General features: G+C 35.1%; 9 protein-coding genes. 1 reads left to right on the forward strand and 8 read right to left on the reverse strand.

Features of this window, described 5'->3' with window-relative positions:
• Nucleotides 1–66: 66 nt before the first annotated feature.
• Nucleotides 67–4551, forward strand: a complete 4485-nt coding sequence (locus G9F72_RS21495) for a multicopper oxidase domain-containing protein (RefSeq protein WP_202054870.1) — start codon at nucleotides 67–69, stop codon at nucleotides 4549–4551.
• Nucleotides 4552–4639: 88 nt separating this feature from the next.
• Here the strand turns inward: G9F72_RS21495 and G9F72_RS21500 are convergent, their stop codons facing one another.
• From G9F72_RS21500 to G9F72_RS21535, 8 genes are all read right to left on the reverse strand, one after another.
• Nucleotides 4640–5818, reverse strand: coding sequence for an ABC transporter permease (locus tag G9F72_RS21500; RefSeq protein ID WP_164958272.1), 1179 nt, complete (start codon nucleotides 5816–5818; stop codon nucleotides 4640–4642).
• Nucleotides 5818–6495: an ABC transporter ATP-binding protein gene (locus tag G9F72_RS21505; RefSeq protein WP_164958271.1), complete on the reverse strand. Its 678-nt coding sequence runs from the start codon at nucleotides 6493–6495 to the stop codon at nucleotides 5818–5820. Before G9F72_RS21505 ends, G9F72_RS21500 begins: the two co-directional genes overlap by 1 nt.
• Nucleotides 6495–8351 (reverse strand): efflux RND transporter periplasmic adaptor subunit, encoded by a 1857-nt coding sequence (locus G9F72_RS21510; RefSeq protein WP_164958270.1) that lies wholly within the window; start codon nucleotides 8349–8351, stop codon nucleotides 6495–6497. Before G9F72_RS21510 ends, G9F72_RS21505 begins: the two co-directional genes overlap by 1 nt.
• Before the next feature lie 62 nt (nucleotides 8352–8413).
• The gene (locus tag G9F72_RS21515) at nucleotides 8414–9763 is read right to left on the reverse strand and encodes a sigma-54-dependent transcriptional regulator (protein ID WP_164958269.1); all 1350 of its coding nucleotides are present in this window, start codon (nucleotides 9761–9763) and stop codon (nucleotides 8414–8416) included.
• Nucleotides 9756–11252, reverse strand: a complete 1497-nt coding sequence (locus G9F72_RS21520; RefSeq protein WP_164958268.1) for a two-component system sensor histidine kinase NtrB — start codon at nucleotides 11250–11252, stop codon at nucleotides 9756–9758. The genes G9F72_RS21515 and G9F72_RS21520 overlap by 8 nt, the downstream gene beginning before the upstream one ends.
• A 257-nt stretch (nucleotides 11253–11509) precedes the next feature.
• Complete coding sequence (locus tag G9F72_RS21525; protein ID WP_164958267.1) at nucleotides 11510–12511, reverse strand: acyltransferase family protein; 1002 nt, start codon at nucleotides 12509–12511, stop codon at nucleotides 11510–11512.
• A 159-nt stretch (nucleotides 12512–12670) separates the two neighbouring features.
• The gene (locus G9F72_RS21530) at nucleotides 12671–14875 is read right to left on the reverse strand and encodes an S-layer homology domain-containing protein (protein ID WP_164958266.1); all 2205 of its coding nucleotides are present in this window, start codon (nucleotides 14873–14875) and stop codon (nucleotides 12671–12673) included.
• 98 nt (nucleotides 14876–14973) lie between these two features.
• A complete protein-coding gene (locus G9F72_RS21535; RefSeq protein WP_164958265.1) occupies nucleotides 14974–16326 on the reverse strand; it encodes a hypothetical protein in 1353 nt (450 codons plus the stop codon).
• Between the last annotated feature and the right edge of the window lie 966 nt (nucleotides 16327–17292).

Raw genomic sequence — 17292 nt, forward strand, 5'->3', positions numbered from 1 at the left:
ATTTGGATTGGGATATTAATGATTTATATATATTTTAGTTGAGTTTTATTTTTAGGAGGGCTTAGAATGAAATTTATTAAGTTAAAAAAGCTAGTCAATGAAAAAACCTTCAATCGAGTTCTTGTTGGTGTCATAACTGTCTCACTAGTTTTTGGTGTGGGTGGTCAATTGTATGCACCAGCCGCTGCAAGCGTAGCACCTGGAATGAATCCAGGTGGAGTTCCCGACTATTTTGGAACAGTACCAAATTATGCAAATAGCCCCCTACCAGAAGTAGATTCTTCTGGCAATGTAATACCAGGTACTGGAATACGTAAATTTGTTGACTCACTTCCAGGACTTGGAGCTGCCAATGCAAATAATTTAGGCAACTATTTGCCTGTTGGTGTCCCAGATACAACAACCTATCCAGGATCTGACTATTATGAAATTAACCTGGTAGAATATTCACAAAAGCTTCATTCAGATTTACCACAAACTAAACTTCGTGGATATGTTCAGGTAAATACAACAGACCCTACAGTAAGTAAACCTAGCTATATGGGACCAATAATTGTAGCTCAAAAGGATCGACCAGTACGTATTAAATTCACCAATAAGCTTCCTATCGGAGAAGCTGGGGATCTTTTCCTACCTGTTGATACTACCCTTATGGGAGCAGGAATGGGTCCAAATGGAGTTGATATGTATACACAAAACCGCGCCACACTTCATCTCCATGGTGGTATCACTCCTTGGATTAGTGATGGTAGTCCTCATCAATGGATTACACCAGCTGGCGAGAACACACCTTATCCTACAGGTGTTAGTGTGAAGAATGTACCTGATATGCCAGATCCAGGTCCAGGCTCTATGACATTTTTCTATTCAAATCAGCAGAGTGCTAGGTTAATGTTCTATCATGATCATTCTTACGGACTTACAAGGCTTAATGTTTATGCTGGAGAGGCTGCAGGATATATGATCAAAGACGATGCTGAAAAAGCATTAATAGCTTCTGGAGATATTCCAAGTGATGAAATACCTCTAATTATTCAAGATAAAACTTTTGTTCCAAATGATACCCAATTAGCTAAAGAGGATCCCACTTGGGATACTGCTAAATGGGGAGGCATGGGAAACCTATGGTTCCCACATGTTTATATGCCAAATCAAAACCCTTATGATAATTCCGGTGCAAATACAATGGGACGATGGGATTACGGTCCATGGTTCTGGCCACCATACACTGGATTACAGTATGGACCAGTTGCCAACCCATTAGCTGGTATAAATGGTGAACCACCAATGAACCCAGGAGTACCAAATGTATCAATAGTACCTGAGTCATTTTTAGATACACCAGTAATTAATGGTGCTGCATATCCATATCTTGATGTTCAGCCAAAACCTTACCGTTTTAAGATTCTTAACGCAGCCAATGATAGATTCTTTAATCTACAACTTTATACAGCTAAGTCAAACAGCAAAATGTGGAATGCAAATGGTGCCCTTGCTGATTCAGATGCAGGAGAAGTAAATATGGTTGACGCGGTTAAAACCGCAGGCTATCCTGCCACTTGGCCAACAGATGGAAGAGACGGCGGTGTTCCAGATCCTGCTGCAATTGGACCAAATATAGTTCAAATTGGAACAGAGGGCGGTCTTTTAACAACACCAGCAGTTATTCCAGCTCAACCTATTGATTACGTATACAACCGTAGAGATATTATTGTTTTAAGTGTATCAAGTAAATCTCTATTTATGGGACCAGCTGAAAGAGCAGATGTTGTCATTGACTTTACAAAGTATGCAGGTAAGACCCTAATACTTTATAACGACTCAGCAGCACCAGTTCCAGCCTTTGATCCACGTAATGATTATTATACTGGAAATCCAGACCTTACCTCCTCAGGAGGAGCTCCTACAACACTTCCTGGTTATGGTCCAAATACCCGTACCATTATGCAAATAAAGGTTGCGGCAGCCCCAGCTCCAGGATACAAGCTATCAGACATTAAAGTTACAAATGCAGGAACAGGTTATACTTCTCCAGTAGTAACTATAGATGCTCCAGTAGCTACTTCTGGTGTTACAACTACAACGGCAACTGCTACAGCATTAAGTGCAGTTGATGCCATAACCGCTAATAATCTAGGGTCAGGATACTCAACCGCTCCCCTAGTTACCCTAACAGGTGGTGGTTCTAAAACTCCTGCAACCGCTAAGGCAACAATTAAAATCGCAAATATAGCAATATCAAGTTCGGGAGTAGGTTATAAGACTGCACCAGCAGTTACCATTAATGATTCTGCTGGAGGTACTGGCACAGGTGCTAGCGCCAAAGCAACCTTATCTCTTACTGGTATATCACTTACTACCCCTGGTACAGGTTATACTTCAGTTCCAACTGTCGCTATATCTGATTCAGCAGGTGGGACGGGCACTGGAGCTAATGCTACAGCAACCATAGACCCAGCAAGTGGAGCAGTTACAGGTATTTCAATAACAAGTGCTGGCATCGGATATACGACACCAATTGTAACCATAACTGGCGGAGGCGCAACTACAAGCGCTACAGCCACAGTACTTGGGAAGCTAGACAATATAATGCTTACAAGTCCTGGCACTGGATATACTACTCCTATTATTTCATTAACCGGAGGTGGCGCCACAACTAGTGCGACTGCTGTTATAACTAGTGTGGTTGACAAAATCCTTATTATCAGCCCAGGAGCTTCATATACTTCTGCTCCAACTGTCGCCATCTCAGGTGGAGGTGCTACTACAAATGCTACAGCTACCGCAACTATAAAAATTGTAGCTTTTAATCTTACTAATGAAGGAAAAGGTTACCTTGTAGCTCCAGCTGTTCATATAACAGATATAACCGGAACAGGCGCTTTGGCTACCGCTACTCTTGGTGAACCGCTAGCGCTCTTAAATAAATCGGTACCTATAGCCTTCAAGGCATCCCAAAATCCACTAATAGTGCCTGATGGAACTTATGTTAGAATTCAAGATAATTCTCTTAAATTCACTCCACCAGGAACAAGTACTCAGCTAAGTTTACCGCTAGGTTCTAAAGCAATCCAAGAATTATTTACAATGGATTATGGAAGAATGAATGCAACTCTTGGTGTAGAATTGCCTAATACAAACATTAGAAATCAAACCACCATTCCTCTAGGCTATCTAGATCCAGCCACAGAGGTGCTTCAAGACTCAGTAACCCCAATGTCTCCAGTTGCTGGAGATGGAACTCAAATATGGAAGATAACACATAACGGCGTTGATACCCATGCCATCCATTTTCATCTTTTTGATGTTCAGCTTATTAACAGAGTAGGCTGGGACGGCGCTATCAGAAAACCGGATGCTAATGAAATGGGATGGAAGGATACAGTTAGAATGAATCCACTAGAAGATTGTATAGTTGCATTTAGACCAGTGGCTCCAAAAATAAACTTCGGACTTCCAGACAGCATAAGGCCACTTGATCCAACTGCACCGCTTGGCACAACAACTCAATTTACGGGTATTGATCCTACTACTGGTAATCCTAAAGTTGTTACCAATGTTATGACTAACTTTGGTTGGGAGTATTTATGGCATTGCCACCTACTAGGACATGAAGAAAATGATATGATGAGGCCAATGGTGCTTAATGTAGCTCGCAGGTTGGCTATTGCACCTGTTGTTACTTTCACAAGAACTGCAGCACCTGTAACTCTTAATTGGACAGATGGGACACCAGGAAATGCTCCATCCTCCCTTGGAAATCCTTCAAGTGAGATAGGCTTCAATATAGAGAGGGCTACAATTGGTAGTAATGGCAAACCTGGAACTTATGCAAAAATAGGTTCAGCATTAGCTAATAAAACAAGCTATACGGACTTATCTGCAAATTCAACTACTAGTTATAGCTATAGAGTTATTGCTTTTAATGCAGCAGGAAATTCAATTTCTATACCAATAACTATAAGTTCACCACCTGCAGCACCAACAGAACTCGTTGCATCAGTGCAACCGGGACCTAAGGTTAATTTAACCTTTACAGATAATGCTACAAGTGAAACTGGCTTCAATATTCAGCGTTCTGTTAATGGAGGTGCATTTACAGCTCTTGCTACTCTAGGGTCAAATAATAATACAGGTTTAGTTTATTATACTGACGTTAATGTTACAAAAGGTTCCACCTATGATTATAGAGTAATTGCAGTGAAAGGAACCCAATTATCAAATTATTCAAATACTGCAAGTGTTACTATTCCAACTACTCCTGTAGCACCATCTTCATTGACGGCAACTGCTACTACAGGAGGAAATAACCGGGATAATGTTACACTTACTTGGGTTGATAATTCAAGTAATGAGACAAGTTTCATATTGCAAAGAGCAGATAATTCAACTTTTACAAACAATACAAATAATGCAAGTATTTCTGCAAATACAATGACAACACAACAAACTGGATTAAATCGTAGAATGACGTATTATTACAGGCTTCAAGCGGTTAATCAAAGTGGAGTATCTTCCTGGAGTAATGTTGTAATTGTAAGAACTCCATAAAAATAAATATATTTTCAAGAAAAGAGAGAAGGACATCAACTGTCCTTCTCTCTTTTCGACACCATTCGAGTCACCCCCGAGGGTCTTATTATTCGTATGCTAAGGCATCTATCGGATTTAAATTTGCAGCTTTGTTGGCTGGATACATTCCAAAAACCACTCCAATTAAAAGTGAAATTCCAAATGAAAGTATGATCCAAGGAATTGAATAGACCTCTGGCACCAATTTCAAACCACCTATAACAAATTTTATAGTACAAACGCCCGCAATTATCCCCATAATACCACCTATACCTGTAACCATAAGGGCTTCAATTAAAAACTGTGTTAATATGTTACGTTTTTTTGCTCCAATGGCCTTTCTAACTCCTATTTCTCTAGTTCTCTCCGTTACGGAAACTAACATAATATTCATTATTCCTATTCCACCTACTACAAGGGATATACTTGCTATACCTGCAAGAACCACTGTAAGGGTTGTTGTAATTGAATTAAGTGAAGATAGAACCGCCGTCATATTGGTAACTCTAAAGGCATTGGTACTTTTATAAATCTTAGTCAGAAATGTAGTTAAGATTGTAACAGATTGATTTACAGTAGTAGCACTAGTTGCCTGAGCAGAAAAGCTTTTGATAACAGCTGATTTGCTAAGCTTTGTTGCTACACTTATTGGTATAATAACTCTATCATCCGTTGAGGAGTCCACTCCATTTGCGGTTTGGGTGAGAACTCCAACAACCTTAAATTGCTGTCCTGATATTTTCATAGTCTTTCCAATGGGGCTTTGGCCTTTAAAAATATCATTAGCAACAGCTGTTCCTATAACTGCTATCTTTTGATTATAATCAATATCCAACTGGATCAAAAATCTACCCTCTTGGACTGTGGTACTATTAATGTTTGCATACTCAGGACTCGTACCCAAAACTGAAGTGGATCTACTTAAATTTCCTGATTTTACTGTACCATTACTGGAGGCCTGAGGAGCAATATCAGAAATTATAGTACTATTGTCACTTTGAAATTTTTTGAGCTCAGCATAAGTAACATTTCTGTTGCTACCTCTTCCTGTTATATTTATATTTATTAAATTTGAACCAAGCCCAGAAAGTGAGCTTGTTATACTAGAGGTACTTCCCTGTGCAACACCTACAGCAATAATTACTGAAGCTACACCAATTATAACTCCCAGCATAGTAAGGAAAGATCTTACCTTATTTGAGACTATACTTTTTATAGCCATTCTATAAGCTTGAATAAATTTCACTATACCAACTCCTTGTCCTCAGTAATTTGACCATCTGATATTCTTATAATACGTTTTGCCACAGCTGCAAGATCATTATCATGCGTTATTAAAATGATCGTATTACCATTTGAATTAAGCTCTCTCAAAATACTCATTACTTCTATTCCAGTTTTACTGTCTAGTGCTCCAGTAGGCTCATCTGCAAGAAGTACTGGAGGTCTTGTTACTAGTGCTCTAGCAATAGCTACTCTTTGTTGCTGACCTCCTGATAGTTCACTAGGTCTATGGTGCATTCTTTCTTTAAGGCTAACCGTTGCTAGAGCTTCCATTGCTCTGCGTTTGGCTTCCTTATTGTGGACTCCTTGATAAATTAGTGGTAGTTCCACATTTTCCAGTGCCGATAGTTTTTGGAGTAAATTAAATTTCTGAAATATAAATCCAATTTTAAAATTTCTTATTTCTGCTAGGTTATCATCCTTTAATCTGCTCACTTCAAGGCCGTCTAATCTATAACTACCAGAAGTTGGTACATCTAAGCATCCGAGCATATTCATAAGGGTAGATTTCCCTGAGCCAGAAGGCCCAACTATGGCAACAAATTCATGTAAGTTTATATGCAAACTTATGCCATTAAGTGCAGTTACTTTATTTTGTCCCATGGTATATATCTTGTACATATCAGTTATTTGAATCATTAATTTCCTCTGCCTCCTCCGCCACTAAAGCCACCGCCGCCCATGCCACCTACTCCAGTTGTAGCAGCCTTAGTTGTAGTTGTAGACGCAGCCTTAGTTTCTGGTAAAACAACCACATCTCCTTCTTTTAAACCACTAGTAATTTCAATAGAATTGTCATTATTTAATCCAACTTGGACCTCAGTTAGTATTGAACCAGCATAATAGCTTTGCACTTTATTTGTAGCAGTACTTGAAGTACCACTGGTTCTTCCTGAAGCTCTACCACCAAAACCAGAAGCGTTACCATTAGAAGCTATTTTAGTACTTACTGTAGCTTCACTCCTCTTACTATTTCCATTAGTAGTTGTACTAGTTGGTGCCTGTCCATACCCTCCACCATTTCTTGTCATTCCTGCTGGTGCAGAACCTGAACCTGCTCCCTTAAGGTACACAAAACTTTTTCCATTAAGTGTAGTTATCGCTTCTATAGGTACATACAAAATATTTTCCTTATTAGATACTTCTATTTCACCATTTGCATTCATTCCACCCTTAAGCTTATCTAAGTTATCATTAACTTTAACAGTTACTATAAAAGTGGTTACTCCATTTTCTGAGGTTCCAGTTACTGCAACTTTTGCAACCTCTCCAATTACAGGAGTTTTTAAAGTAGCTGGAAGTGCATCTACAGTAATACTTGCTTTCTGCCCAACCTGAAGCTTAGCTATATCTAGCTCATCCACAGGTACATCAAATTGCATTTGCGTTGGATCTGAAACATCAGAGATCTCATCGCCTGCTTTAACAGTATCGCCAACTTTGTTAGTTATTTTTGTTATTACTCCAGCAATAGGAGCTATTATTTTATAATTATTAAGTTGCTTTGCTTTTAAATCCATCTCAGTTTTAGCATTTGCGAGTTGTAGATCTGAGTTCTCTTTAGCTCTAGTAATATCAGCATTTTTCATTTTTAAAAGTACTTGTCCTGAATAAACCTTTTGATTTTTTGTAACTGAAATACTTTGGACTGTTCCACCAGTTGAGCTTGTAATATTCTGCTTTTTCACATAATCCAGGGCTGCTGTGCCAGTGCTTGATACTGTACCCTTTGCAGCTAAAATATCCGCACTTGCAGTCATTGCTCCTAAAAGATCACCTGGATTATTAATTTGAATTTCAACATTGCTTGCCTGTCCACCTAAGTTATTTCCACTTGACTGGTTATTTATATTAGTCACACTTCCATTTACGGTCTTCTTTAATGAAGTTATATATACTTTGGCAGTCTGACCAAGGGCTATTTGACCCATATCTGAAGCATTATAGCTTAACAATACTTTAAGTTTTGTGGTATCAGCTATGGTAACAACTGTACCTCCCTTTTGAACTGTATCTCCTTGATTTACTGCAATGTCACTAATAAGTCCGCTTAAAGTTGCTTTAATTGATAGATTATTTACTGCATCATCACTTGAACCCGCTGATATTTGATTTTGTTTATAACTATTCAAATTTGAATTCACTGTTGTCTGTGCATCAGTATCATCTAATTCATATATTATATCCCCAGCTTTAACTATATCTCCTTCTTTATAATTAACCTTTGTAACTGTGGCACCTATTTTCGAATATATTTTACTGTCGTTTGTAAAATATATAGGACCTGAACCAGTTACTATCACATTTAAATTTCCTTTTTTTGCAATAGTAGTATTCTGATTAATTACAGCCTTTGAAGCAAAAAATTTATTCTGTACTATACTACTTTTGTATACTGCAACTATAGCTATAACCATTACTACAAGAATAATTACTTTTTTAATAGTTATTTTTGAAACCCCATCCTTGAACTTTGTACGTAAATTTAATTTCAATACTTTTCACCTTCCATTCATGTTCATTAGAGTTAATATTTATTAGAGCTATTTATTTAAAATTAATCTATATGATGTTTTTGCATCCTATAAATTAATGCGGAGCGAGTAATTGATAAAAGCCCAGCCGCCTTACTCTGATTTTGACCACTTAATTTTAGGGCTTTTAAAATTAACTCTCTTTCTACAACTTCTAAATTTATACCTTCCTCTGGAAAATAAATAATTGGTTCTTTGATATTTTTTCTTTGACCAAGTATTTCCATAGGAAGATTGTTTACCCTAAGTGTTTTTTCCTCACTTAAAATTACAATTCTTTCTACCACATTCTCCAGCTCACGTATATTACCAGGCCAATGATAATTTTTAAGAAACTTAATGGCTTCAGGTGTTATTTCAGATATTTTTTCTCCTATATCATATTTTTTAATAAAATAATCTACTAAATCTATAATATCCTCTTTCCTCTGTCTTAAAGGTGGTAATTCAAGGGGAAGCACATTTAATCTGTAATATAAATCTTCTCTAAAGGTTCCTTCGTCAATTGCCACAGCTAAGTTCTTACTAGATGTAGCAATAATTCGAACATCAATTTTAATATTGCTATTACTACCAACTCTTTGAAACTCTTTTTCTTCTATTAATCTAAGTAACTTTGCTTGGATACTTAAGCTCATTGCCCCTACTTCCTCTATAAAAATTGTGCCATTATCTGCTAACTCAAATTTTCCAAGGGTTCTTTCCATTTCTCCTATTAAATTAGTTTTTTCACTTCCAAAGAGTTCACTGTCAATTGTGATTTCAGACTCAGTACTGCAGTTATAGACTACAAAAGCATAATTTTCTCTATTGCTCTTCTGATGTATTCTTCTTGCAAGCAATTCTTTTCCAGTTCCATTTTCACCAGTTATAAGCACTGTAGCTGTAGTTTCTGCTACCTGAGCAATGGATCTAAATACTGAATTTACCCTTTCATTATTACTAGAAAACCTGGTGTCATCAATATCTTTTATAACTTCACCTCTAAGATAGCTGAGCTCTCCTCTAAGCCTTCCCATTTCCATAGCCTTCTGAGCTTGAAGCAATAGCTCATCCACATCAAAAGGTTTTGTAATATAATCAAAAGCCCCACGTTTCATGCACTCGATGGCTGTATCTATACTGCCATGAGCTGTAATGATGATAACAGCTACGTGCTGCTGTATTTTTTTTAATTCTAATAGCAAGTCCATTCCATCTATATCTGGGAGTCGCAGGTCTAAAAATATCAAGTCATAACTTTGCCTTTGCATTTCTAAAAGTCCCGCTTTTCCAGAAAGGCATAGTGAAACCTGGTTACTAGTAGGTTCAAAGGCTTTTTTAATGACCCAACCTATATACTCTTCATCATCTATCACTAAAATCTTACCCAACACTATCACCTTCCTTATCACTAATTGGTAATTCTACAACAAAATTTGACCCTTCACCTTTTTTACTGGTAACTTTTATATATCCGCCATGCATTTCAATTATCCCGTTGCTTATTGCAAGTCCAAGTCCTGTGCCCTTTGGCTTAGTAGTATAATAGGGATTAAATATATTTTTTATTTCCAGTTCATCCATTCCTACTCCTGTATCTTCAAAATAGGTTCTTACCCATTTATCATCTTTTTCAGTTCTTATACTTAGAGTTCCGCCAGCCTCCATAGCTTCACAGGCATTTAAAATCATATTAACAAAAACCTGTTTGATTTTATCACAGTCCATTAAAAGCTCCGGCATTTCATCTTCTAATTCCAGGTTTAACCTTACATGCTTTTCTCCAATATATTTATTGGTGAAGGACAAAACTCCATTTATCAAAACATTAATGTTAAGTCTCATCATTAACTGTTTTGACGGCCTTGCGTAATCTAAAAGCTCTTGGATAACATTATTTTCTCGATCAGATTGTTCCACAACTATTCTTACATACTCCTCTAAGCCCTCTACATTTTTAAAGTTTTTTTCCATGAGCTGAACAGTTCCTCTTATTATGCTTAATGGATTCCTAATTTCATGTGCTACTCCTGATATCATTTGTCCTAGAGACGCAAGCTTTTCTGACCTTTTTAGCTGTTCCTCTAACCTTTCTTTCTTTTCAAGGGAATTCGCCATAATATTAATTGATTTTGCAACCTTACCTATATCACCGTCCATGGGATCAAGCCTATAGGAAAGGTCCCTTGACATAAGTTCCAGCCCACGTCCAATTTTATAAATACTTTTATTTGAGTTATTTACTATTATTATCATTAAAATTAGTCCTATTATTAGTCCAGCCGGTCCAAATATACCTACATATGCGAGTACCGGCCTCTCATAACGGAATTCAGGTGGAATAGCTGTAGCAACCCAAGTAACACCAGTAACCTCTGAATTATATTTTATGGCATGAAAACACATTAAAATTTCTCGGTTTTTATAGTTTATATATTGAACTTTATCTTTTTTCGTTTCTGCTACTTCATCTAAACTTTGAAAAAATTCACTTCCCGGTTGCTCTTGCGGTAATGTCATAGCATTGCTATGAATATTGCCAAAGGTATATGTCTTTTTATATTTCGGTAGATAGATTCCGAGGCTTGTCTCTCTTACTGTCCTAGAAAATGATTTAAGCTTTGAAGCTAATTCTTCGCCATCTTTTGATATGTCCTCTTTGTTTTGATTTAAATTGTATAACTGCTCCTTGTTCAAATTTTCATCTATGTATAGCAATAAATTACTTTGCCTATCCTCTTGCATGGTCCTAAATACTTTTGAAGCTTTAGAGGGAAATACAAGGCTCCAGGTTAATACCCCTGCAGGAACCATTAGTACTATTAATAATATTAGTATTATTTGAAACCTTAGTCCTTTATTTAATATCCATTTCAGCATGATTATCCCCACTTTTTTATTATCGTTAAGTTAAAAGCTGTCTGCTTTTAAACTTTCATTTACCTTTATATGAGATTTTCCTTATCATTGTAATATATTATATATTATATAGCGAAAAAATGTATGAAAGCAAACAATGACTGTTTGTTTTCATACACTTTTTTAATCAACATGAACCATTTTAAGGATAACTTTATGCAATGCTACATATCTTTATTTATAATGGGTTTTTGCTAACGAAATGAGCTTACTACTAACTACTTTTGCTTATATAAATTTAAAAAGTTAGAAATTTTATTCTCGCAGTAATAAAATGCTATTCCTAAAAATACACATGAAAGTATATTTACTGGAATAGTAAAGTAAAGAGTAATACTAAAGTAGCTTTTTAGATGTCTCGTCACATTTGGTAGAAATATAAAAAATACTGATTGAAATAAAAAAATATGATATGACCTTTGACCGATTTTTGCTAATACCAGGCCAATAAATGTTCTCGAATATGCTGGTAATTTATTTAACCCAACTAACACTAAGACAAATGGCCACACAAATGATGGTGCATTTTGGCTTTTCCACGCATGAAACACAGGTAGATTTAACCCGAAATAGTTTATGCTAGTTATATATATTAAGCTAAATAAAGCTCCCACAAAAAGTATTTTTCTATTTTTTATCTCATACAAGGCCAAATAAACTCCTAGTGCTACTATAAACAAATATCTGATTGCTACAACTCTATAAATAGAATTAGATATATTAGCATAATATGAAAATAGTTCAAAACCCATATTTATAATAAAGGATGATATTAGCATAAAGTATCTATTATATTGTGCAGCCTTATAGAGCAAAGGAATTATTAATATTAATTGTAGTATTATAGGTATAAAATAACCTCCTGGTCCCCAACCTCCTATTATAAAGTTATAAATTATGTCCTGCTTTGTTATGGGCATTTTTAAAATTATGATGACAAGTAATTGCAATATCCAAATATAAGCATAGGGCACTAAAATCTTTTTAATTCTTTTAGTTAAATATGCTCTTTCATAACAGCTTTTCAAATTATTCATCCCACGAATTACATAGGAGTGTGTAGTGTTGTATCCAAATAAAAACAAAAAAACTGGAACTGCCTGTAATATATAATAGGGTGCCCCAATAAAATCTAGTTGTTTCACTGTCATAGTATGTATAAGTATTACAAAAATAATAGCAAGACCTTTCAAATAATCAATTTGTAATATACGTTGCATAAACGGCACCTCTGCTTTTTATTTAATTGAACCTACCTCAAACATTACCACACTGCGATTACAAAAGAAAGACCCTGCAGAGATATCTCTACAGAGCCTTTCTTTTAAATACCATTGCCTTATTTGTTAATTGAATCTGGCTTACTTAATCTTGACTTTTTATTTAGAAATAACACCATCTTTAACATTATTTCCATTTGTATCTGCTAAGTTTGAAGCTTTTAACTCAACAGTAATTGTATCTGTTAATGAGTAGTCGTTAGTAGTTTTAATAGCCACCTCACCACTAGCATTTACAGTAGCTACTGCAGGAGCAACAATTCCATTAATTCTCACAATAACTCCTGTAGGAGCTGCCTGTGCTACAAGTACTTCAGAGAATCCAACAGTTAAATTTCTGCTATCAACTACAGTTACTTTTGAAGCTATTGGAGCAACACTTTCTTTTAGTGGAACTAGTACAGTTGCTTTGCCATCTTTCAAAGTATTTCCAGCCGCATCTACAACATTCTTAGCTTCAAGAACATAGCTACCATTAGCAGTGATAGATCCTTCAGGTAATGTGAATCTTACTTTTTTAGTACCATCTACAAACTGAAGTTCAGTTCCAGAAGGTAATGCTTTTCCGCCAAGAGTATAGTTAGCAGCAATTGTTGCTGACGCAGTAACGTTTGAAGCATACTCAGCTGTGAATACTCTATTATTAGTATTATCAACTACAACTGGTGTAGTTCCAAAAACTAATGAAGCTGTAACTGTTCCAGGTAAAACTTGGAAAGTACCAGATGTAGCATCAAATGTAATAGCAGTTCCATTTACATTTCCAGACATGTCTGTTACAGATCCAGCCGCTAATTGGAAAGTGTATGCTGAGTTACTATCTAAGTCCATATCAACTTTAATAGTATTCTTTTCAAAACCCTCAATTTTACCGTTACCATCAACATCAAAACCAGTTCCAGCAACTTCATTTATAGCTGTCACAGCTCCAGTAGTATAAACAATACCGTTTTTAGTTTTTAGAGTTAAATTACCGTTAACTTTTACTGGTTCGTTAAAAGTAAGGTATAGTGCATCTACATCTGTAGTAACAGCTGTATTATCAGCTACCAACAATTTAGTTGAATTAGATGAAAGAGTAGCAGGAGTTGTATCTTTAGCTAGAGTAGCATTGAATTCAAATGCATCTCCAGCATTGGAAGCTAGATCCTTTTGTCCTTCTACTTTAACAGTTGTATTTATGAATTTCGCTGTATCTAAAGCAGATACTGCATCTAGAGTGAATTTAGTTTTATCAGTAGTATCTTTTATTTGAGCATCAGTTAAGTAGAAAACACTAGTTCCTACAGTTACTTTTGCATACTCTTCAACAGTTGTGTTTGGACCAACAGTTGCATCAAGATTTTGCTTAGATAATTCTTCTGAGAAATCAAAAGTTATTTCAGTTCCATTAACTGTAGAAGATACAGTTGGCTTTGAACTATCAACTACTAGTTTAGCTACTGTAAAGTTAACAGCGATAGGGTTGGACATATTTCCAGCGAAATCAGTTGCTCCGACAATATCTACTTTATAAGATTTATCAGCAGTTAATCCTGTGATTGTTAGTGTGTTATCAGATAATGTATATTGAGTAGTAGCAAGTTGAACACCATCCAAACTTACTGTTCCTTGATCTTTTACTGGTTCATCAAAAGTAATAACAGCTGTAGTTCCTTTTGCATCAATAGATTTAACAGCAAGTGGAGTTGTATCTACAAATGTAAGCAATGTGTTGAACTCAGGAGTTAGAACAGTAGTATCAGCTTTTGTTTTTATTGGTGAAACTGTAACTTTAGCATTTGATACATTTAACTCGTCAGCAGTTGTTAAAGTAACAGTTTTGCCATCTTCTGCAACTACTGCCTTTGTAATACTTTCCCCAACAACATCATATTTTGTTGTAATTGCAGCATCTGTAGCATCAACTGCCATGTTAAATTTAATTTCAAGAGTTCTAGCGTTAACTGCACTTACTGATGTTACAGTTGGAGTAGTTACTGCATCTTTATCTCCAGCAGCAAATGGAACTTCTTTATTATCAATGCCTTTATAAGTTACAGCTGGTATCATACTTGCTGCTACTTTTAATCCTGTAACATTGTCTACCCAATTTCCGTCAAAACCTTTAACATAAATTGTACCACCTTTAACTATTTCATTAGTGATTTCAGCAAGATTTGCTGGATCATTAACGTAATTTATGTCAAATGCTTTGTTTCCTATTACCACAGTACCACTAGCCATTGCAGCAAACGCTGAGAAAGATGTTGTTCCTGCTATCATTACAGCAGCGAGAACTGAACTTGTAATTTTCTTATTCATATAATTCTACCTCCGATTATTTTAGTTTGATTTTAATATTTTTTATTAACTACCCCTAATTAAATTTTAATTAAGGATTAAAGTTCTTTTAAAAGTTATTACTGAGCAGCTACTAAAGCTACTGGTTCTGTTGTTGCAATTACTGTTCCAGCTGCATTAAATAATTTAACTATAACTTTATCTCCAACCACTTTTGCTGGAAAAACTGTTGTAGTTGTTCCTAATTTAACATTAGCTGAAATAGGATTTTCGCCATCAAATAATTGATAATTAACTGCTCCCTCTTGAGTTGAAGTAACAGTGGCTAAAGATCCAACCCCAGTAACAGATGGTTTTACTGTTGCTTTAACTTCTACTTTAGTAGGTTCAACTGGTGCTTTAACTATAATTGTTCCTGCTTGTCCTAGATCTACTGGTATTTCTTTAACTACTGCTTCACTTGCATCAAGTAATTTAACATTTACTTTATCGCCTGTAACTTTTGCTGGGAAAACCGTTGTAGATGTTCCTAAGTCAACAATAGCTGATATAGGCGTTACGCCATCAAATATTTGGTATTTTTTAGCTGTAGGAAAGTTTTTAACGCCATCAGCTGTTAAAGTTACACTTCCTATTGCTCCAACTCCAGTAACAGATGGTTTAATAGTAGTTTTAAATATTTCTTCTGTTGCATCGGCTTTAACAGTTACCACTATTGTTTTCCAAGCCTCATATGTACCATATGTTGACTTTTGATTAGCTACTGTTTTGTCTTCTGCTAAATAATTTTTCCAAGTTGTTGAATTAATTGTGTTAGCATGTACAACTACAACGTAAGTACCTGCTGTTTTAAATGTGTATGAAGGAGTTTCACTATATAATGATGCTCTCTTTGTCCATACCCCAGTTTTTGTATCTAGTATGTGTAATCTGTATGTGTATGGTCCTTCAATTCCTGATAATCCTTCTATTTTGTTAAAAGTTAATTTCAATCCATTAACATTGTAATCTGGATTTCCATTAGCATATACTCTGTTAGCGTCATCTTTAGCAACGCAGTTAAGTGCTGCTGAATAGTAAGTATCAAAGCTACCAAGGCTATTTGATTTAACGCCTGTTGTTCCAGCTTTTTTTACCCAAACTGAAAGTTTGTGTTGTCCTAATGTATATTTTGCTGTTTCTGGTAGCACATAAGGTGTCTTAGCATCTACTGGTGCTGTGTATCCCTTTGTTAATTCCGTCCATGCTTTACCATTGAATTGAAATGCTCTGTATTGAACATCACCTGTATAATTTGAAGTTACTGTAAATTTCTCAGTATCCCCTACTATTAGTGGTGAATGTTCTATCCCAACATAATTTACCGTTGGAAAAACTACTGTTGCAGCTTTTGCTGTAACATTTCCTAAGATTCCAGCCATTACAAATATTGCTGCCATGAATACGCTTAGTGATTTTTTGATTTGTTTCATATGATTTGTACCTCCCATTAATATATACTTTTTATTTTTTAAAAATAAAAACATAATAATAATTGTAGTCTCTTTAAAAGAGTACAATTCTGTCTTCTTTAACTACACCCCCTAAGGAGATATTTTTTTTGTTACTATAAAACCGAGTAATTCTGCTTTAAAGTAACGTAGTAGTTAAAGACTTGATAATTTTTAGTTTCACGAAATTTTTAATTAAATTATTGAATTTTGCAGAATACTTTTGATAATTAAATGAAATTTTTATAATATTAATATTATAAAATCTTGTTAATAACTTAAAACTTGTACAATTTAGTTTTTTAAAAAATTGTATCATTATATTCCATTTTTTAAGGTTTGTTTTAACATTTTAGCCTTCAATGTTATATATCCTACACAAAATTCCCTAAAAGGATTTTGTATGCAAATAACAAACTAATTGTATTATAACCCTAATATGTCGAATTGCAAGAGGTAAGATAATCCATATTTATAGGTAAGTTAATCCATTATTTACATTCACTATAATCAAATTTACTTTATTTGAAAACCTACTTAAAACAAACCCGAACCCTGTCGAAACAGTGAACGAAGGACATTTGAAATTCTTTACTGTAAATGAGATGTCAATACTATATTAAACTCTCTTGTTAAAATATTGCATAGAGGTTTTTTAGTGCTATTTCCTCCTTAACTTTTATGAAAAGTGAAAAATTTACCAGTATAGCTTTAATTCAAATAACGTCTTATTGTAAAATCTAAGCTTTTTAAATAAAGTAGTAAGAAACAATTTACAACCAATCTATTTTTTCCCTTCCAATTTATTCTTTTATTGTTTCGACACTATTCGAGTTATTTCAAACAACAATTTTATCAAAATAAAAACAAAAATATCTACAATTTATTTTTATAATTAAATAAATTGCAGATATTTAAACATATATTTGAGCTTTCGTTTTTTTCTTG

The sequence above is a fragment of the Clostridium estertheticum genome, assembly GCF_011065935.2.
Taxonomy (GTDB): domain Bacteria; phylum Bacillota; class Clostridia; order Clostridiales; family Clostridiaceae; genus Clostridium_AD; species Clostridium_AD estertheticum_A.